17 protein-coding genes are annotated in these 19,045 nt (G+C 72.4%); 4 read left to right on the forward strand and 13 right to left on the reverse strand.

Annotated elements, in window-relative coordinates:
* Entirely contained in the window at nt 1-1,461 is a 1,461-nt protein-coding gene (gene cls, locus ACRQ4C_RS12155) for a cardiolipin synthase (RefSeq protein ID WP_439688810.1), read from the forward strand.
* 161 nt (nt 1,462-1,622) lie between these two features.
* On the opposite strand, the gene ACRQ4C_RS12160 is transcribed toward cls, so the two are convergent.
* From ACRQ4C_RS12160 to ACRQ4C_RS12175, 4 genes are all read right to left on the reverse strand, one after another.
* A complete protein-coding gene (locus tag ACRQ4C_RS12160) occupies nt 1,623-2,750 on the reverse strand; it encodes a heparan-alpha-glucosaminide N-acetyltransferase domain-containing protein (RefSeq protein WP_439688811.1) in 1,128 nt (375 codons plus the stop codon).
* Nucleotides 2,751-2,763: 13 nt separating this feature from the next.
* Entirely contained in the window at nt 2,764-4,137 is a 1,374-nt protein-coding gene (locus ACRQ4C_RS12165; RefSeq protein WP_439688812.1) for an FAD-dependent oxidoreductase, read from the reverse strand.
* A gap of 81 nt (nt 4,138-4,218) precedes the next feature.
* The gene (locus ACRQ4C_RS12170) at nt 4,219-5,295 is read right to left on the reverse strand and encodes a polyprenyl synthetase family protein (protein WP_290131212.1); all 1,077 of its coding nucleotides are present in this window, start codon (nt 5,293-5,295) and stop codon (nt 4,219-4,221) included.
* A 30-nt stretch (nt 5,296-5,325) separates the two neighbouring features.
* Nucleotides 5,326-6,135, reverse strand: a complete 810-nt coding sequence (locus ACRQ4C_RS12175) for a demethylmenaquinone methyltransferase (RefSeq protein WP_290131211.1) — start codon at nt 6,133-6,135, stop codon at nt 5,326-5,328.
* Between the two features lie 97 nt (nt 6,136-6,232).
* Here ACRQ4C_RS12175 and ACRQ4C_RS12180 point away from each other — a divergent pair, with 97 nt between their 5' ends.
* Nucleotides 6,233-7,492 carry an isochorismate synthase gene (locus tag ACRQ4C_RS12180; protein ID WP_439688813.1) on the forward strand — a complete coding sequence of 420 codons (1,260 nt, stop codon included), beginning with the start codon at nt 6,233-6,235 and terminating at the stop codon, nt 7,490-7,492.
* Between the two features lie 113 nt (nt 7,493-7,605).
* On the opposite strand, the gene menD is transcribed toward ACRQ4C_RS12180, so the two are convergent.
* Both menD and ACRQ4C_RS12190 read right to left on the reverse strand, forming a co-directional pair.
* Nucleotides 7,606-9,336 (reverse strand): 2-succinyl-5-enolpyruvyl-6-hydroxy-3-cyclohexene-1-carboxylic-acid synthase, encoded by a 1,731-nt coding sequence (gene menD, locus ACRQ4C_RS12185; protein ID WP_439688814.1) that lies wholly within the window; start codon nt 9,334-9,336, stop codon nt 7,606-7,608.
* 40 nt (nt 9,337-9,376) lie between these two features.
* Complete coding sequence (locus ACRQ4C_RS12190) at nt 9,377-9,745, reverse strand: PLDc N-terminal domain-containing protein (protein WP_439688815.1); 369 nt, start codon at nt 9,743-9,745, stop codon at nt 9,377-9,379.
* A gap of 63 nt (nt 9,746-9,808) precedes the next feature.
* On the opposite strand from ACRQ4C_RS12190, the gene ACRQ4C_RS12195 reads away from it, so the two are divergent.
* Entirely contained in the window at nt 9,809-10,129 is a 321-nt protein-coding gene (locus tag ACRQ4C_RS12195; protein ID WP_290131207.1) for a DUF4229 domain-containing protein, read from the forward strand.
* Nucleotides 10,130-10,306: 177 nt separating this feature from the next.
* Here the strand turns inward: ACRQ4C_RS12195 and ACRQ4C_RS12200 are convergent, their stop codons facing one another.
* The 4 genes from ACRQ4C_RS12200 to ACRQ4C_RS12215 all read right to left on the reverse strand — a co-directional run bounded on the left by ACRQ4C_RS12200 (nt 10,307) and on the right by ACRQ4C_RS12215 (nt 14,191).
* Nucleotides 10,307-11,305 (reverse strand): 1,4-dihydroxy-2-naphthoate polyprenyltransferase, encoded by a 999-nt coding sequence (locus tag ACRQ4C_RS12200; protein WP_290131206.1) that lies wholly within the window; start codon nt 11,303-11,305, stop codon nt 10,307-10,309.
* Between the two features lie 109 nt (nt 11,306-11,414).
* Complete coding sequence (locus tag ACRQ4C_RS12205; protein WP_290131205.1) at nt 11,415-12,551, reverse strand: AMP-binding protein; 1,137 nt, start codon at nt 12,549-12,551, stop codon at nt 11,415-11,417.
* Entirely contained in the window at nt 12,551-13,480 is a 930-nt protein-coding gene (locus tag ACRQ4C_RS12210) for a 1,4-dihydroxy-2-naphthoyl-CoA synthase (RefSeq protein ID WP_290131204.1), read from the reverse strand. The genes ACRQ4C_RS12205 and ACRQ4C_RS12210 overlap by 1 nt, the downstream gene beginning before the upstream one ends.
* A 48-nt stretch (nt 13,481-13,528) precedes the next feature.
* Entirely contained in the window at nt 13,529-14,191 is a 663-nt protein-coding gene (locus ACRQ4C_RS12215) for a hypothetical protein (RefSeq protein WP_439688816.1), read from the reverse strand.
* 143 nt (nt 14,192-14,334) lie between these two features.
* Between ACRQ4C_RS12215 and ACRQ4C_RS12220 the strand changes: the two genes are divergently transcribed.
* Nucleotides 14,335-15,321: an o-succinylbenzoate synthase gene (locus ACRQ4C_RS12220; RefSeq protein WP_439688817.1), complete on the forward strand. Its 987-nt coding sequence runs from the start codon at nt 14,335-14,337 to the stop codon at nt 15,319-15,321.
* Nucleotides 15,322-15,568: 247 nt separating this feature from the next.
* Here the strand turns inward: ACRQ4C_RS12220 and ccsB are convergent, their stop codons facing one another.
* The 3 genes from ccsB to ACRQ4C_RS12235 all read right to left on the reverse strand — a co-directional run bounded on the left by ccsB (nt 15,569) and on the right by ACRQ4C_RS12235 (nt 19,039).
* Nucleotides 15,569-16,561, reverse strand: coding sequence for a c-type cytochrome biogenesis protein CcsB (ccsB, locus tag ACRQ4C_RS12225; protein ID WP_439688818.1), 993 nt, complete (start codon nt 16,559-16,561; stop codon nt 15,569-15,571).
* Nucleotides 16,562-16,563: 2 nt separating this feature from the next.
* Nucleotides 16,564-18,186, reverse strand: a complete 1,623-nt coding sequence (resB, locus tag ACRQ4C_RS12230; protein ID WP_439690904.1) for a cytochrome c biogenesis protein ResB — start codon at nt 18,184-18,186, stop codon at nt 16,564-16,566.
* Between the two features lie 154 nt (nt 18,187-18,340).
* The gene (locus ACRQ4C_RS12235) at nt 18,341-19,039 is read right to left on the reverse strand and encodes a cytochrome c biogenesis CcdA family protein (RefSeq protein WP_400413594.1); all 699 of its coding nucleotides are present in this window, start codon (nt 19,037-19,039) and stop codon (nt 18,341-18,343) included.
* Nucleotides 19,040-19,045 lie beyond the last annotated feature (6 nt).

The raw sequence follows: 19,045 nt of genomic DNA on the forward strand, positions 1-19,045 counted from the left end.
GTGGAGCACTGGCTCTCCGTCGCGATCACGATCCTGCTGGTCCTGCTCGACCTCGCGATCCGTGTGTTCTCGATCATCTACGTCCCGATCAACCGGAAGCCGCAGACCGCGACGGCGTGGCTGCTCGCGATCTTCCTGATCCCCTACATCGGGTTCATCGTGTTCCTGGTCATCGGGTCGACGAAGCTCCCACGCGACCGCCGCGACAAGCAGGCGGAGATCAACCAGTACATCCTCGACCAGACCGAGGGCATGGACCGCGTCCGCAAGGACCACCCGTGGCCGCCGTGGCTCGAGAGCATCGTCGCGCTGAACCGCGGACTCGGGTCGATGCCCCTCGTGGGCGGCAACTCGGCGGAGCTCTACCCGGACTACGAGGAGTCGTACGCCGAGATGACGCGCGCGGTCGACCAGTCGCGCCGGTTCGTGCACGTCGAGTTCTACATCGCGACGCTCGACGACACGACCCGACCGTTCTTCGAGGCCCTCGCCCGTGCGCAGTCCCGCGGCGTGACCGTGCGGTTCCTCCTCGACCACTGGGCGAGCCGTGGCTACCCGGACTACAAGGACACGCTGGCGTTCCTCGACCGCGCCGGCATCGAGTGGCACCTCATGCTGCCGCTCAAGCCGCTGCAGGGGAAGTTCCAGCGCCCCGACCTCCGGAACCACCGCAAGATCATGGTGATCGACGGCTCGGTCGCGTTCACGGGGTCGCAGAACCTCATCGACAAGTCCTACGACCTCGAGTCGCACAAGAAGCGGCACATGGCCTACAAGGACCTGTTCGCCCGGTTCGAGGGGCCGGTCGTCGCGGGGCTCAACGCCCTGTTCGTGACGGACTGGTACAGCGAGACCGACGAGCTGCTCCTCCGCGAGAGCGACCCGGTCCAGCGCGCTGACCGCGGCGACGCCCTCGACTGCCAGGTGGTGCCGTCCGGTCCGGGCTTCGACGGCGAGAACAACCTGCGCCTCTTCAACGCGCTGCTGTACTCGGCGCAGCAGAAGGTGTCGATCACGTCGCCGTACTTCGTCCCCGACGACTCGATGCTCTACGCCATCACGACGACGGCCCAGCGCGGGGTCGAGGTGGAGCTCTTCGTCGGCGAGATGGGCGACCACGCGATGACCTGGCACGCGCAGCGTTCCTACTACGAGGGGCTGCTCCGCGCCGGGGTGAAGATCTGGCTCTACCGGGCGCCGACAATCCTGCACGCGAAGCACTTCACGATCGACGACGAGGTCGCCGTGATCGGGTCGAGCAACATGGACATGCGGTCGTTCAGCCTCAACCTCGAGGTGTCGGTGATGGTCCGCGGCAGCCGCTTCGTCGACGCACTCCGCGGGGTGCAGGACGCCTACAAGGAGCACAGCTTCGAGCTGACGCTCGACTCGTGGGTGGACCGGCCGCGCCGGTCGAAGGTGCTCGACAACGTCGCGCGGCTCACGGCGGCGCTCCAGTAGGCACGGCCGGGAGGCACGGGTCGGCCCGGTGGGTCGGCCCGCCCCGGTGCGCGGTCGCGATGGGCACGTCGCTGCGTCGAACCGCGGAAGCGACGTCGAACCGCGTCCGGGTCCTGGTTCGACGTCGGGTTCGTGGTTCGACGGCAGCCGGCGGCGCTGGTTCAGCGGGTGAGCGGGACGGTTCCGGTGAGTCGGGCGAGCAGACGCTCGAGCGGCCCGCGACCGAGGAACGTGCGCCACGTCATCGCGAAGAGCACCGAACCGATCGCGAACCATCCCCAGGCGGCGGCGCTCTGCGGGTACTCGGGCAGGAACGCGATCACGACGAGGTGGAACGCGTACACCGAGAGGGGCATCGCGCCGACGGCGACGAGCGGGAACGCGATCCGCTGCACCGTCCGGCCGCGACCGTCGACGAGCAGGCAGCACAGTGCCGTCACCGCGACCGCGACCCCGGCGGTCGCGACGACGTCGACGATCGAGGACGAGTGGTCCCGGGGCGACAGGAGCTCCTGCGCGAGGGCCTGTGCCGGAGTGCTGCCCTCCGGTGCGTACGGCACGCCGGGGAACGACGCCCATACGGCGTCCGACGGAACCGGAGCGAGCAGGCTGCCGACGACGTAGGCGACGACGGCGACCAGCGCGCCGGACGCGAGGAGCGCGACCTGGGTGACCCGTGCCTCCAGACCGCCGGCCCGGGCGACCGCGAGCCCGACCAGGACGTACGCCAGGAAGGTGACCACCGGGTAGACCAGACCGAGCTGGACCTCCCACATGCCCGCTTCTGCGTACAGAGGCAGCACCGCGAGCGCGGCCACGGGCGAAGCGACCGCGCAGACGCCCGCGAGGGCGAGGAGCCAACGGGCGCGCACCCGGAGCACCGGGATCGCGAGCAGGAAGAGCACGCCGTAGGTCGGGAGGATCACGTACACGGGCGTGCCCAGCGCCATCAGCAGGAGGCCGATCCCCACCACCGCGACGGCGCGGATCGCCAGACGGGCTCGCACCCGACCGATGAGCGGCGGACCGGGCGGGCGGGTCCGACCGCTCGTGAGGCCGATCGACACCCCGGCGAGGACGGCGAAGAGCGACGAGGACCGGCCGTGCGCGACGGCGACCCACGTCGACGGGTCCGACCAGTCGACCCCGTCCGGGACGTCGCCGACGTGCGTGGCGACCATGCCGAGCAGGGCGATCGCCCGGGCGACGTCGACACCCTGCAGTCGCGGCCCCGACGCGGGCACGCCCCGCACCGCGTCGGGCGGTACGGGGCGTGCTGCGGTGGTCACGGCGAGCGGTCCGTCAGCTGGTCGGGGCTGCGGCCCGCCCGAGCGAGACGTCGACCATCTCGTCACGCGGGACGACCTTGATGCGCTCGCGGCCGACCGCTGCGCCGAGCGCGAGCTCGTGCTCGTCGAGGTTGTGCCAGCCGTCGAGGTCCGTGTAGGCGACGCCGCGCTCGCGGAGCAGGGCCGGGACGGCCTCGGCGGAGGGGTCCTCCGGGGTCCACCACGAGGCCTGATCGTTGACGATGTGCTGCACGGTCTCCATCGCGTCGGACTTCGTGTGCCCGATGAGGCCGACCGGCCCGCGCTTGATCCACCCCGTCGCGTAGACGCCGGGGAGCTGCTGGCCGTCCTCGCCGAGGACCTGGCCCTCGCGGTTCGGGATGATGCCCTGGCGCTCGTCGAACGGCAGGCCGGGGAGGGGCGAGCCGAAGTACCCGACCGCGCGGTAGGCGGCCTGGACCGGGATCTCCCGGATCTCCCCCGTGCCCTCGACGCCGCCCTCGCCGTTCGGCCGGGTGCGCTCGTACCGGATCGCGGCGACGTGCCCGTCCGCGTCACCGACGAGCTCGAGGGGCTTCGCGTAGAAGTGCAGGTGCAGACGACGGCTGGCCTGCCCGACCTCCCGCTCGCGCCACTGGTTCAGGACGCGGTTGATCACCATGACCTGCTTGTTCGTCTGGATCGCCGCGAGCGAGGCCTCGTCGTGGTCGAAGTCCTCGTCGTACACGACCATGTCGACGTCGCGGACCTCCCCGAGCTCGCGGAGCTCGAGCGGCGTGAACTTCACCTGCGCCGGACCGCGGCGGCCGAACACGTGGACGTCGGTGACGGGGCTCGTCTTGAGTCCCTCGTACACGTTGTCCGGGATCTCGGTGGGCAGGAGGTCGTCGGCGTGCTTCGCCAGGATCCGCGAGACGTCGAGGGCGACGTTGCCGTTGCCGATCACCGCGACGCTCTCCGCCGTGAGCGGCCACGTGCGCGGGACGTCCGGGTGGCCGTCGAACCAGCTCACGAAGTCGGCGGCGCCGTACGAGCCCTCGAGGTCGATGCCGGGGATGTCGAGGTCGGCGTCCTTGATCGCGCCCGTCGAGAACACGACCGCGTTGTAGTGCTTCTTGAGGTCCTCGAGGGTGATGTCCTGGCCGAAGCGGACGTTGCCGAACAGCCGGACGACGCCACGGTCGAGCACGTCGCGGAGGGCGTTGATGATGCCCTTGATGCGGGGGTGGTCCGGCGCGACCCCGTACCGGACGAGCCCGTACGGCGCGGGGAGCTGCTCGAAGAGGTCGATCGACACGTCGTGGCCGTGCGCCTCGCGGAGCAGGATGTCCGCGGCGTAGATGCCGGCGGGGCCGGCGCCGACGATGGCGAGTCGGAGGGTGGGCACTGATCGTCTCCAGTTCGTTCGGGTGGGGTGCTCCCGGGGTCGTGCGGTTCGTCGGTGCCGGCGGGCGCCGTCGAGCGGTTGTCAGCGGCTGCGGTCGACGACGGACTCCGCGAACCGGGTGAGGGCCTTCTTCACGGTGCCGTCGGGCAGCGGAGCGAGCGCGTCGACGGCCTCCTCGGCCCAGCGGACCGCGACGGCCCGGGTCGTGGCGGTCGCCTCGTGGTCGCGGAGGGCGGCGACCGCGGACTGGTAGGCCTCGGTGTCCACGGCGTCGTCGTCGGCGTCCCGGACGTCGTCCTCGATCCGTCGGAGCACGGCCGCGGCGTCGGGGTCGGTCGCGGCGAGGGCCCGGAGGTGGAGCAGCGGCAGCGTGTCGACGCCGGCACGGAGGTCGTTCCCCGCGATCTTGCCGGTGCGGTCACCCGCCGGAGCCAGGTCGATGACGTCGTCCACGAGCTGGAAGGCCACGCCGACCTTCTCGCCGAAGACCGCGACCGGCTCGAGGTAGGCCCGGTCCGCCCCGGAGAAGAGGACACCAGCGCGCGCCGCGGTCGCGATGAGCGAGCCGGTCTTGTCGCTGAGTACCTGGATGTAGTGCGCGACGGCGTCCTCGCCCTCGCGCGGGCCGGTCGTCTCGTGCAGCTGCCCCAGGCAGAGCCGCTGGAAGGTCTCGGCCTGCATCCGGATGCCCTCGACGCCGAGGTCGGCCGTGATGAGGCTCGCACGGGCGAAGAGCAGGTCCCCGGTGAGGATCGCGACGTTGTTGCCGTAGGTCACGTGCGCCGCGGGGACCCCGCGACGGACGGGCGCCTCGTCCATGACGTCGTCGTGGTACAGCGACGCGAGGTGGGTGGTCTCGATGCTCACGGCGGCCTTCACCACCTCGTCCGTGACGCCGCGGCCGAGCTGCGCGATGAGGAGCGTGAGCGTCGGCCGGATGCGCTTGCCACCGGCGGCGAGCAGGTACCGGCTCGTGGTGTCGGCCAGCGTGTCGGCCGAGTGCATCGCGGCCTCGAGCGCGTGCTCGACGACCTCGAGCCCGTCGTCCACCGCGGTGATGAACCGTCGGTCGGCGGGGGACGCGAACAGCCGTTCGCCGATGCCCAGCGAGGCGCGGAGACTCGGTGCGCGACGTGCGACCGGGACGCTCGGGTTCAAGTGCTGCTCCGTACTCGGGGAGGGGATGGTTCAGCCGTCGTGGTCGGCGGCGTCGGTGCCCGGCTGGACGCGCGGCTGCTCGCCGGTGACCTGGTGGTCACGGCGGGCCTTCGCGCGACGGGCGACCGAGGCGCGGACCGTGCCCGCGACGGGCTTGCGGCCGCGGTGCAGTGCGACGATACCGGCCGTGAGGTTCCGGTAGGCGACCATCGTGAAGCCGACGCCGCGGAGCCACTGGCTGAGCACCTGCTGCTCGGGCCACGCGTCGATCGACTCCGCGAGGTAGCGGTAGGCAGCGGGGTTGCTCGACGACAGCTTCGCGACGCCGGGCAGCACCCGCTTGAGGTAGGTGCCGTACCCGAAGCGCAGGAGCGCGAGCGGCGGCGTGGAGAACTCGCAGATGACGACGCGGCCGCCGGGCTTGAGGACGCGGAGCATCTCGCCGAGCGCCTGCTGCGGGTCGTTGACGTTGCGGAGGCCGAAGGAGATCGAGACGGCGTCGAACGTGTCGTCGTCGAAGGGCAGCTGCTCGGCGTCCCCCTCGACGAACGTGATCTCGGGGTGGCGCTCACGGCCGACGCGGATCATGCCTGCGGACAGGTCGAGCGCCGTGACCTCGGCACCCTTCTTCGCGAAGGCCGCCGAGCTCGTCCCGGTGCCGGCGGCGATGTCCAGCACCTTCTCGCCCGGCTGCGGGTCGACCGCCCGGACCGTCGCGACGCGCCACAGCGGGGCGTTGCCCGCGGAGAGGATGTCGTTCGTGAGGTCGTACTTCGCCGCGACGTCGTCGAACATGGCCGCCACTTCGTCCGGCCGCTTGTTCAGGTCCGCTCTGCTCACCCGACCAATCCTAGAGGTCCGTGCCGGTGCGTTCCCGTGAGCGTGCGGCGCGTGGCCCGGACGCGACCGGCAGGGGTGCTGCGCGTACGATCGGTGCGTGCCCCGAACCACCACGGCCGCCCCGCCGCTGACGGTCTCGACCCGGATCCTCGACGACCCGGGCGACGTCCTCCGCCACACCCTGCACGACGCCCCGCTTGCCTTCGTCCGTGGTGGTGACGGGATCGTCGGGATCGGTGAGGCGCTGCGGTTCGAGTTCACGGGGCCGTCCCGGATGCGCGATGCCTCGGCCCTCTGGCGGGACGTCGTCGCGTCGGCCGAGGTCGACGACCCCGTGCAGCTCCGCGGCTCCGGCCTCGTCGCCTTCGGTGCCTTCGCGTTCGCGGACGACTCCGCCGACACGAGCGTGCTCATCGTCCCCCGCGTGGTCATCGGCCGTCGTCGCGGCAAGGCCTGGCTGACCGCCGTCGACACGACGCCCGACCCGGCACCGCTGGCGTTCCGCCGGACCTCGGTGCCGGTCCCCCGCGTGGGCGGTCACGTCCGGGTGGCGCTCACGCCGGGACGGATCGACGAGGACACCTACGCCCGCTCGGTCGCCGAGGCCGTCCGCCGCATCGGCGCCGGCGACGCCCGGAAGGTCGTCCTCGCCCGTGACCTCGTCGGCACGCTGCCGGAGGACGCCGACCAGCGCGCGCTCCTCCTCGACCTCGCCGAGGCCTACCCGCAGTGCGTGACCTTCGCCGTCGACGGGATCGTCGGAGCGACGCCCGAGACACTCGCCCGCACCGACGGCACGCGGGTGTCCGCGCGGGTGCTCGCCGGCAGCGCCGCACGCGGTGACGACCCGGTGTCGGACCGCGCCGCCGCCGAGGCCCTCGCGTCGAGCACGAAGGACGTGGAGGAGCACGCCTTCGCGATCGAGAGCCTGCTCGCCGCCCTCCGTCCCCTCGCCACCGACCTCCGCGCCGACCCGGAGCCGTTCCGGTTGCAGTTGCCGAACCTCTGGCACCTCGCGACCGACGTGCAGGCGACCCTGCCCGCGGGGACGACGTCGCTCGACGTCGCCGACGCCCTGCACCCGACCGCAGCCGTCGCGGGCACCCCGACCGACGTCGCCGTGCGGCTGGTCTCGGAGCTGGAGGGCGTCGACCGCGGACGCTACGCCGGGCCGGTCGGCTGGCTGGGCGCGAACGGCGACGGCGAGTGGATGCTCGCGCTCCGCAGCGCCCGCATCACCCCGGACCGGACGGTGCGGGCCTGGGCCGGTGCGGGCATCGTCGCGGGGTCGGTCCCGGAGCGCGAGGTCGCCGAGACCGCGTTGAAGTTCCGCCCGATCACCGACGCCCTCGCCTGACGGCCGCGCCACCCGCCGGACGGGAGGCGCGTGGCGGGCCGGCGCCGTGCCTCCAGGCCGCCACGACCAGCGCCCGACGGACGCGACCAGCGAGACCACACGGCCCACGCCGCTCAGTCGGCCAGCGGCACCTCGACGACGAGCCGCTCGGTCGGGTCCGTCAGCACCTGCTCCAGGTCACCCCACGTCGCGGCACGCCGGTACTCCCACCCGAGCCCGGTGACCACCCGCTCGACGTCCACGTGCTGCGGCGTGCTCATCATGCGGGTCATGTCGGCCTCGGGCGTGGTGGCCGCGACCTCGAGCCCCCGGAAGATCGCCCCGCCGCCGTCGTTGCCGACGACCACCTGCACCCGGTGCGTGCGCTCCGCGGTCCCGGTGACGAAGGCACCGAGGTCGTGCAGGAACGTGAGGTCCCCGACGAGCACGCGGGTCGTCCCGATCGAGGCGGACGACCGTTCGAGCGCCGCCGCGATGCCGAGGGCGGTCGACACGGTGCCGTCGATGCCCGCGAGTCCGCGGTTGGCGTGCACACGCAGCTTCTTGCCCGGGACCCGTCCGTCCGCGACGCGGATGAGCTGTGACGCGCCGAGCACGAGCCGGTCGTGCGGCCAGGTGACGCCCCACACGGCCTCGGCGAGCATCGCTCGGTCGACGGGGCGTCGGCGGAGCGCCACCTCGTCGCGGAGGAACCGGTTCCGCTCGGCGCGGTCGGGCGACCGCTTCGCGTCCAGGTCGGGCGCGGCGTCACCCTCGCCGAGCAGCGCGCGGCTCGCGACCACCCAGCGACCCACCCACGCGCGGTGCGCCGGGGTGGTGCGGCCCGTGACGCGGACGCCGGACACGACCGTGGTCGCCGCGTCCGGCCGGGAGGCACGGGCCGGGTCGTAGACGTCGGCTCCCGGTGCGCGGACCACGATCGTCTCGACGTCGGCCCGCTGCAGCAGCGTGGGGACCTCGCGGCTGAGCGTGGGGTGTCCGAGCACGACGGCGCGACGGACGGCGCCGCCGAACGCCGGGTCCTGCAGGAGTTGCCGGTAGGCGACGACGAGGTGCCGACCGAAGTGGGCCCCGCTCGACACCTCGGCGATGAGCGGTGCCCCGAGCTCCCAGGCGATCCGTTCGGCGTCCTCACCGGCGTCGTGCCCGGCGATGACGACGGTCGCGGGCTCCTCGTCCGGTGTCAGCTCGGCGACGGGCAGGCCGGTGTGCTGTCGGCGCGCGGCGTACGCGGTGTCGACCTCGTCGTGGGGCACGGCCGCGACGGCACCGTCGGCGAGCCCGGCAGACAGGGGCTCGCGGAGGGCGACGTTGAGCTGCACCGGTCCGGGCTGGCCCTCGTGCCCGGACGCGGCGGCGACGGCCTGTCGGGCGAGCTCGCGAGTCGTGCGGTGGAGTTCGTCGGCGGTGGTGTCGGCCACCGGAGCCTGCACGTCGCGGACGAACGACACCGCGGGCCCGAAGATCCCCGGCTGGACGGTCGTCTGGTTGCTGCCGATGCCGCGGAGCTCGTCCGGGCGGTCGGCGCTCAGGACGATCATCGGGACGCCGGAGTGGTGCGCCTCGAGGACGGCCGGGTGCAGGTTCGCGACCGCCGTGCCGCTGGTCGTGACGACCGCGGCGGGGCGACCGGTCTCGACCGCGAGGCCGAGCGCGAAGAACCCGGCCGTCCGCTCGTCGAGCCGCACGTGCACGGTGGTGCCACCAGCGCGCTCGAGTGCGACGGCCGCGAGCGCGAGGGCCTGCGACCGGGAGCCGGGGCTGACCACGACGTCCGTGACACCCGTACGCGCGAGTTCCTGCAGGAGCGCGACGGCGAAGTCGGTCGCCGGGCTGCGGCGCACGCTGGCGGTGTCGGCCGGCGTGCTGCTGACTGGGTCGCGCTCAGCCGTTCTGGCGTCCGTCGTCGTCCCGGGCGTCCCGGTCGTGGAACTGGTCTTCGAGGTCTCGGAGGGTTGCGTCGTCCTGGTCCTTGTCCGTGCGGGACCGCTCGGGGGGCGTGGCTCCGCCGCCGAGGAAGTCCGGGTCGTCTTCGGGTCCACGGTACCGCTGCGCGGGGCCCGGACCGGCGGGTGCCCGACCGAGCAGGAGCCAGAGGACACCGCCGACGACGGGGAGGACGATCACGAGCAGGACCCACACGCCGCGGCTCAGGGAACGCACGCGCTGGCGGGGCATCGTGGCGCAGTCGATCGCCGCCCACACCGTGAACGCCACGGCGGCGACGACGACGACGAGCCACAGTCGGACCATGCACGGAGTCTAGGCACGGCGCCTGTACAGCACCTGCCATCCGGAGCTTCGTACACTTGTCGCGTGAAAGCGTGGCTCCTCTACACCCTGGCCCGTCTCGGCGTCTTCGCGGCCGCCCTCGTGCTGCTGCTCGTCCTGACGCCGATGCCCTGGTACTGGGCCACGATCGTCGCCGCGCTCGTGGGGCTGCTGGTGTCGTACATCGCCCTCGGGAAGCTCCGCCACCGGGTCGCGCTGAGCCTGGCCGAGCGTCGACCGGGGCCGGCACACGACGCCGACACCGACTTCGAGGACGACTTCGTGGACGCCGCCGACGGTGAGGCCCCGCGCGAGCAGCCCGTCTCCGACGCCGATCGGCACGCCACGCGTCGCGACGACGCCTGACGCGGCGGCGCCTGACGTGGCGCGGCGGCGCGGGCGCGCCGTGTTCGTGGTGCGAGCGCCGTTCGCACAACCGGAGTCACCCCGAACCGCGCGTTCCGCTGGTTCGGGGTGACTTCGGTTGTGCGGGCACGGACCGCATTGTGTCGGGCTTGCGGCGCGCCGCACCCGCTCGACGCGCTACGGCTGGACGGCGAGCGTGATGCCGAGCACCACGCCGTACGCGAGCGACGCGAACGACGAGAGCTGCAGAGCCGTGATCAGCTCGCGCGGCTTCCGCGTCGAGACCCCGATCACGAGGGCCGGGAGCGCGAGCAGCAGCGAGAAGTACGTCAGCCCGGTGCGGAAGTAGAGCAGCACGAACCAGAGCAGCACCACGTACGGGAGCATCAGGAACAGGCCGTACAGCGTGCGCGCGACCGTCCGGCCGAGCACCACCGCGAGGGTCCGCTTGCCGGCCGCCCGGTCCTCGTCGATGTCGCGGATGTTGTTCACCATGAGCACGGCGCAGGCGAAGAACCCGGCAGCGACGGCCGCCGCCCAGCCGCTCGTCGTCACCTGCTGGATCTGCGTGTACTGCGTCCCGAGCACGGCGACGAGGCCGAAGAACACGAACACGAACACCTCGCCGAGGGCGTTGTACCCGTAGGGCCGCTTGCCGCCGGTGTAGAACCAGGCGGCGACGATCGCGGCCGCCCCGACGAGCAGGATCCACCAGAGGCCGGTCAGCACCACGATGACGAGTCCAGCGACGGCAGCGAGGCCGAAGAACGTCAGCGCGACGGTCAGCACCGTGCGGGGCTTCGCGATGCCCGCGCCGGTCAGTCGAGCGGGTCCGACCCGGTACTCGTCCGTCCCGCGCACGCCGTCGGAGTAGTCGTTGCTGTAGTTCACGCCGATCTGCAGGAACAGAGCCACGGCGAGGGCGAGGATGGCGATCGCGAGGTGCCCGTCCTTCGTCAGGTAGTCCCCGAAGTCGCCGGGGTCACCGCTGTCCACGAACGCGACGGCCGTGCCGAGCACCACCGGGACCACGCCGAGCGTCAGGGTCCGCAGCCGGGCGCCGCCGATCCAGTCGCGGGCGGTCGCCTTCCGCTGTCCGCCCCGCTGCAGGCCTGCGGCCTTCGCGGGGTTGCCACTCCGGCCCTTGGGACGGCTCTGCTGCTTCGATCGTGCCACGGCCGATCATCGTACCGGCGATCACCATGAGGACGACGACCGTCCGTGCGCCGACGGCGTGGGTACCGGACGGGAGGCACGGATCGCCGGACCGGGTCGACCCGCCCGATCAGGTGGCCGGGTCGACGAGCGCGCGGAGCGCCCGGCGGTCCGGCTTGCCGGTCGCGAGCATCGGCAGGCGGTCGACCACCACCACGTCGGCCGGTCGGGCGGCGCGGCCGAGCACGGCGCCGACGGCTTCGCGGACGGTGTCGAGGTCCAGCGGACGCTCGGTGACCACCACCGGCACCTCGCCCCACTCCCCCGAGGTCCGTCGTGTGACGACCGCGCCGTCCTGGCCCGGCAGTCCGCGGACGATCCGTTCGACGGCGCCGAGCGGGACCTTCTCGCCGCCGGAGATCACGACGTCGTCGAGCCGACCGGTCACGCGGACCCGACCGTCGACCACCGCCCCGGCGTCGCCCGTGCGGTACCAGCGCTGCCCGTCGAGCTCGGTGAACGCCCGGGACGTGCGCTCCTCGTCGCCGAGGTAGCCCTCGGCCAGCACGGGTCCCGCGAGCAGCAGTTCGCCGTCGTCGACCGTCGTGTGCACGGGGCCCAGCGGCGTGCCGTCGTACACGCACCCGCCGCTCGTCTCGCTCGCGCCGTAGGTCGTCACGATACGCACCCCGGCGGACCGGGCACGCTCGCGCAGCGGCTCGGGCGTCGCCTGCCCGCCGACGAGCACCGCGTCGAACCCCGCGAGGGCCGCGGTGGCCCGCTCGTCGTCGAGCACCCGGGCGAGCTGGACCGGCACGAGCGAGGTGTACCGGTTCGGAGCCGAACGGTCGGTCACGAGCCGGTCCGCGGCGTCGGCGAAGGCCGCCGGGTCGAAGTGCCCCGGAGGCACGAGGACCGGCGTCGTCCCCGCGGTGATCGACCGCGTCAGGACGTTGAGCCCGGCGATGTAGTGCGTCGGGAGGGCGAGCAGCCAGTGTCCCGGTCCGCCGAGCGCCGCGTCGGCGGCTGCTGCCCCGGCGAGCAGTGCCTCGGACGACAGCGCCACCCGCTTGCCCGTGCCCGTCGATCCGCTCGTCTCCACCACCAGGGCGACCCGCCTGGGGACGTCGGCCGGAGGCGGTGTCGGCAGCGCTGGAGCACCTTCGGCGACGGGGAGCAGGGCGGGGCCGCCGGCGAGTGCTGCCTCCAGGCCGCGCAGCACCGCGGAGGGGTCGGACGTGCCGAGCGCGACCAGCGGGCGGGGCATCAGTAGTGCCAGGGGAAGGAGGTCCACTCGGGCTTGCGCTTCTCGAGGAACGAGTCGCGGCCCTCCACGGCTTCGTCGGTGCCGTAGGCGAGGCGCGTCGCCTCGCCCGCGAACACCTGCTGCCCGACCATGCCGTCGTCGACCGCGTTGAACGCGTACTTGAGCATCCGGATCGCCGTCGGCGACTTGCCGAGGACGATCTCGCCCCAGCGGATCGCCTCACGCTCGAGGTCCTCGTGCGGGACGACCGCGTTCACGGCACCCATCTCGTACGCGCGCTGGGCGGAGTACTCCTGGGCGAGGAAGAAGACCTCGCGGGCGAACTTCTGCCCGATCTGCTTCGCGTAGTAGGCGCTGCCGTACCCACCGTCGAACGACCCCACGTCGGCGTCGGTCTGCTTGAACCGGCCGTGCTCGGCGCTCGCGATCGTGAGGTCGCAGATCGCGTGCAGGGAGTGCCCGCCACCGGCTGCCCAGCCGGGCACCACCGCGATGACGACCTTCGGCATCATGCGGATGAGCCGCTGGACCTCGAGGATGTGCAGGCGCCCCATCGACGCCTGCGCCGCGGCCGGGTCGACGCCCTCGGGCGGGGCGCCCTCGTCGCCGACGTACTGGTAGCCGCTCCGACCACGGATGCGCTGGTCGCCGCCGGAGCAGAACGCCCAGCCGCCGTCCTTCGGGCTCGGGCCGTTGCCGGTGAGCAGGACGACACCGACCCGAGGGTCCTGCCGTGCGTCGTCGAGGGCACGGTAGAGCTCGTCGACCGTGCGGGGGCGGAAGGCGTTCCGGACCTCGGGACGGTCGAACGCGACGCGGACGATCCCCTGCGAGACGTGCTTGTGGTACGTGATGTCGGTGAAGTGCTCCGCGATCGGAGCCTCGGTCCAGACGTCGGGATCGAACAGGTCGGAGACAGGGGCAGGCATGCCTCCAACGTACCGCCGGGCTGCCGGTGCTCTGCCGGTGCTTCCCGGTCAGATCGCGCTGCCGCCCATGTCCGTGAGGAGCTCCGGCGCCACGACGACGATCAGGACGATGAGGATCACCGGGTTGGCGAGGAACGCCACCACGACACCGATCGCCCCGTACCAGCGGCCGAGCGAGCCGACCGCCGCGATGAACCCGAGGACCGCGGCGACGAGGGTCAGGAACACCGTCACGAAGCAGATGCCGAACGCGAAGGTCGTGTCGCCGCCGACGAACACGGCGAAGGCGCTCGCGTCGATGGCGGCGCAGACCACGGCGAGGCCGAGGGCGATCTTGCCGACCAGGGGGTTGCGACGACGACGGGTGGCACCGCGGGCGTGGCGGAGGTCCACGGTGTTCCGCTGCATGAGCCGGGCGAACTCGTCGGTCTGACCGGTCGAGCGGGCGGCTCCGGCCGAGCGGGCCTGGACGGCGCCGCCCCGCTGCTGCTGGGTCTGCGTCCGGGCGGCGGTGCGGGCCTGCGCTGCCCGCTGTTGTTCGGCTGCTCGGGGTTGCGCTGCCCGTTGCGGCTGCGCTGCCCGCTGCTGCTGGGCCGTCCGCTGCTGCTGGGCCGTCCGCTGCTGCTGCGCTGCACGCTGCTGCGCTGCGGTGGCGCGCTGCTGCGGAGTCGCACCGCGTGGTGCTGCTCCTCGCTGCGGATCCGGCGACACCGAGCCTCCCTCTACGTCGGTCGTCCGGCGGGCTCGGGCCCCGCCGACGTCTGCGCCGACCGTGGCCGACCGTCGCATGCTAGTGCGCTGCGCTGGCGGTCCCCTCCGAACAACCGTGGGGCACCCTGGACGCTCCTGGGAGGATGGTCATCGTGCTCCCCGACCTCGCTGAACTCCTCGCCGACGCCCACGTGGTGTCCCTGCCGATGCGCGTCCGGTTCCGCGGGATCAGCACCCGCGAGGCCGTCGTCCTCCGCGGCCCCGAGGGGTGGACGGAGTTCTCGCCGTTCGTCGAGTACGACGACGCCGAAGCAGCCGCGTGGCTCCGTGCCGCCGTCGGCTTCGGGTGGACCGCGCACGAGGCAGCGTCCGACTCCGTGCCGGTGAACGCCACCGTGCCCGCGATCGGTGCCGCGCAGGTCGCCGAGCTGCTCGCCCGGTACCCCGGCTGCCGGACCGCCAAGGTCAAGGTCGCCGAGCCCGGCACGACCCTGGACGACGACGTCGCACGCGTCGCCGAGGTCCGACGGGTGATGGGCCCGGACGCCGCCGTCCGGGTCGACGCCAACGGCCTCTGGTCCGTCGAGCAGGCAGCCGCCGCGCTGGAGCGGCTCGCGGTGTTCGACCTGCAGTACGCCGAGCAGCCGGTGGCGAGCGTCCCGGAGCTCGCCGAGCTGCGGTCGCGCATCGACGGCCTCGGCGTCCGGATCGCGGCGGACGAGAGCGTCCGCAAGGCCTCCGACCCGCTCGCCGTCGCCCGGGCCGGGGCCGCCGACGTCCTCGTGGTGAAGGCGCAGCCGCTCGGTGGCGTGACGGCCGCTGCTGCGATCGTCGCCGATGCCGGGCTCCCCTGTGTGGTCTCGAGTGCGCTCGACACCTCGGTCGGACTCGGGATGGGTGCGTTCCTCGCGGCGCGCTCGATGGCACCCGGGTTCGCGGCCGGACTCGGGACGGCGGCGATGTTCGCGGCGGACGTCTCGGCGGACCCGCTGCTCCCCGTCGACGGGCGGATCGCGGTGCGGCGGGTCGACGTCGACCGGGGCCTGCTCGAACGGCACGCGGCGTCGCCCGAGCGGACCGCGTGGTGGCTCGACCGCGTCCGTCGTGTGCACGCCGTGCTCGCCGCCTGATCGGCACGCGGCTCGCGGGGCCGGTCACGACACCCCGCTCACGCCCGACCACCGGTCGCGGAACGTCGGTGTCCGGACGCCGGGGCGACCGTTCGTGACCGCGTGAGTGCGCGCAGCCGGGGAGTCGTGACCGGATCCCGCCGACGGCCGGACTGAGCACGCCGAACGCACGCACAGGACGACGGGAGGCGCGGTGCCGGCTGGCACTGCGCCTCCCGTCCGGTCGTGGCGCGTCAGCGCCCAGGGCTCACAGGCCCGAGTAGCTGTGCAGGCCCTTGAAGAAGACGTTGACGACGGAGAAGTTGAACATCACCGCACCGAAACCGATGAGCGCCAGCCACGACGAGCGTGCGCCACGCCAGCCGCGGGTCGCCCGAGCGTGGATGTAGCCGGCGTAGAGGACCCAGATGATGAAGGTCCAGACCTCTTTCGTGTCCCAGCCCCAGTAACGGCCCCAGGCCCGCTCGGCCCAGATCGCGCCGGCGATGAGCGTGAAGGTCCAGAGGACGAAGCCGACGAGGATGACCCGGTAGCTGAGGACCTCGAGCCGGTCGGCGTCGGGCAGCGTCTCCATGAAGCGCAGCTTCTTCGAGACCGGACGGCCCTGGCGGTAGGTCTGCACGAGCTGCGACACCGCGAGCCCGGCGCCCAGGGCGAAGAACCCGGTGCCGGCGATGGCGACGAACACGTGGATGACGAGCCAGTACGACTGGAGCGCGGCCACGAGCGGGACGACGGGGACGTAGTAGTTCACCGTCGCGACGCCGAGCAGGATGAGCGTGAGACCGGAGATGAACACGCCGAGGAACTTGAGGTTCTGCCAGAGCTGCACCCCGAGGAAGATCAGCACGATGAGTGCCGTCCCCGTGAGGGAGAACTCGAACATGTTGCCCCACGGCACGCGGTCCGCGGCGATGCCCCGGAGCACGACGGCGCCGATGTGCAGGATGACCCCGAGGATCATCATCGCCATGCCGACGCGCTCGAACTTCGTCCCGCGCTTCGTCGGGTCGGCCGGGGTGCCGGCGTCCACCTTCTCGAGCACGACCGTGCCGCCGCGGACCGTCGCGACGGTCTCGTCGGGGGCAGCGGCGGACGGGGCCGCAGCGGTGGTCTCACCCGCTGCGACCTTGCCCGCGCGCTTCGCCATGTCGAGCGCGAACGCGATGAACGCGATGACGTAGACGGCCATCGCCGAGTACGTCAGGACGACCGAGTAGCTGGCCAGAGTCGCGGTCATGTTCACTGGGGCATCCTAACGCCGAGGTCTGACACGTGCCGCTTGGCGATCTCCGCGACCGCACGTTCGAGGTTGGGGTCCTCACCGCGGGCGAGCCCCGCGTACTCGAGGTCGTACTCGCCGTGCTCGGCGCCCTTCCGCGGGACGGCCTTCACCCACACGCGGCGGCGGGGCACGAACAGCGAGGTGAGGAGGCCCAGGGTCGAGAGCAGCGCGAAGCCGCCGACCCAGAGCTGCGACGGGTCGTGGTGCACGTCGAGGGAGACGTAGCGCTTCACCCCGTCGAACGTGATCGACCCGGCGCCGTCCGGGAGCTGCTTCGTCTGGCCCGGCTCCAGCTGGACCGAGGCCGCGTCCGCGCGGGTGCCCGCGATCTCCTTCAGCCCGCTGGTGTCGAGCGTGTAGACGCTCTGCGGGACGCCGTCGTCGAGACCGAGGTCGCCCGTGTAGACCTGCAGGCTGAGCAGCGGGTTCTCGGTGTCCGGGTAGGTGCTGGTGAACGCACCCGTCGACATCTCCTGCGCCGTCGGGTAGAAGAAGCCCTGGATCCCGAGCTGGTCGGGCTTCGCGTCCGGCACCTTGATGACGCCGACCGACGTGTAGTTCGCGTCCTGCGGCAGGAACGGCACGACGTCCTTGAACGCCACGTTGCCCTTGCCGTCCCGGACGGTCACCTGCATCGCGTAGCCGTTGCCGAGCAGGTACACGTTGGTCCCGCCGATCGAGACCGGGTCGTTCACGCCGAGCCGCTGGGTCTTCGTCTGGCCGCTCTTCGTCGTCGTCGTGACGGTGGCGTCGTAGTCGAGCGCCTGTCCGAGGGCGTTGAGGTTCTTCTCCTCGTACTTCGTCACGAACTTGTCGAGCTTGAGGTTGTAGCCCTGCAGGTCGGACTGCTGGAACCAGCGTCCGGGGTTGAAGGAGTCGTAGGCCACGAGGCTGTTCGAGAACGTCTGCCCCTCGACGAGCAGGCGCTGACCGGTGAACCCGAAGCCGCCGCCGACGCCGACGGCGAGCAGCACCCCGACGAGGGCGGCGTGGAAGACGAGGTTGCCGGTCTCACGCAGGTAGCCGCGCTCCGCGCTGACGGAGTCGCCGAAGCGCTCGACGCGGTAGCCGGAGCGCTTCAGGATCGCCGCGGCGCGCGTCACCGCGTGGTCGACGGACGGGAGGCCCGTGGCGGCGTCCGCTCCGTCGGCCCCGGTCCCGACGCTGGTCGCGTCCACCGGCACCGACTGGAAGCCCGCGAGTCGGCCGAGCCGGACGGGGGTCTTCGGCGGCCGGGTGCGCAGCGCCTGCCAGTGGTGCTTCGTGCGCGGGACGATGCACCCGATCAGCGACACGAACAGGAGCAGGTAGATCGCCGAGAACCACACGGACGTGTAGGTGTCGAAGACCTGGAGCTTGTCGAGCACCGGGTAGAGCGCGGGGTGGTCGGACTTGTACTGCACGACGCCGTTCGGGTCGGCGGTGCGCTGCGGGACGAGCGAGCCCGGGATGGCCGCGAGCGCGAGCAGCATCAGCAGGAACAGCGCCGTGCGCATGCTCGTCAGCTGGCGCCAGAAGAACCGGAGGTACCCGACGAGGCCGAGCTTCGGCTGCGCGACGTCGGCGCCGCCCGGGGCGATCCGCTCGCGCGGCGCGGGGGCACTGTCGACGTGGTCGGACGGCCGCTGCGGGTCGGAGACGAGGTCGGTGCCCTCCTGCGCGTCGGTCGCCGCGTCCTGCGCGTCGGCGCCGTCTTGCGCGTCGGCGCCGTCCTGCGCTGCCGTGCCGTCGTGGTCAGACTGCCGGGACAAAGCTCTGGATCACCGCCCCGAGGCTCGACATGACGGCCGACCAGATGCCGGTGACCATGAGCAGACCGATGACGATCAGGATCGCTCCTCCGATGATGTTGACGGTGCGCATGTGGCGCTTCACGGCCCGGATCGCCCCGGTCGCCCAGCCGGCGCCGAGCGCGACCAGGACGAACGGGATGCCGAGGCCGAGGCAGTACGCCACCCCGAGCCACATGCCCTGCCAGGCGCTGCCGGACTGCACGCTGAGCAGGTTGATCGCGGCGAGGGTCGGGCCGAGGCACGGCGTCCACCCGAGGCCGAACACGATGCCGAGCAGGGGCGCGCCGACCAGCCCGGTGGCGGGCGTCCAGCTCGGCTTGATGGTGCGCTGCATGAACGTGAAGCGCCCCACGAACACGAGGCCCATCAGGATGACCACGACGCCGAGCACCTGCGTGATGAGGTCGCGCCACCGGACGAGCCAGAACCCGAGCGCCCCGAACACCGTCGTGTACGCGACGAAGACGGCCGTGAAGCCGAGGATGAACAGCAGCACACCGAGGACGACCCGCCCCTTGCGCTGCCCGCCCTCCGCGACGCCGCCGACGTACCCGAGGTAGCCCGGGACGAGCGGCAGGACGCACGGCGAGAGGAACGACACGAGTCCCGCGAGCGCCGCCACGGGCAGCGCGACGGCCATCTGGCC

The organism is Curtobacterium sp. SP.BCp, assembly GCF_051903255.1.
Lineage (GTDB): Bacteria > Actinomycetota > Actinomycetes > Actinomycetales > Microbacteriaceae > Curtobacterium.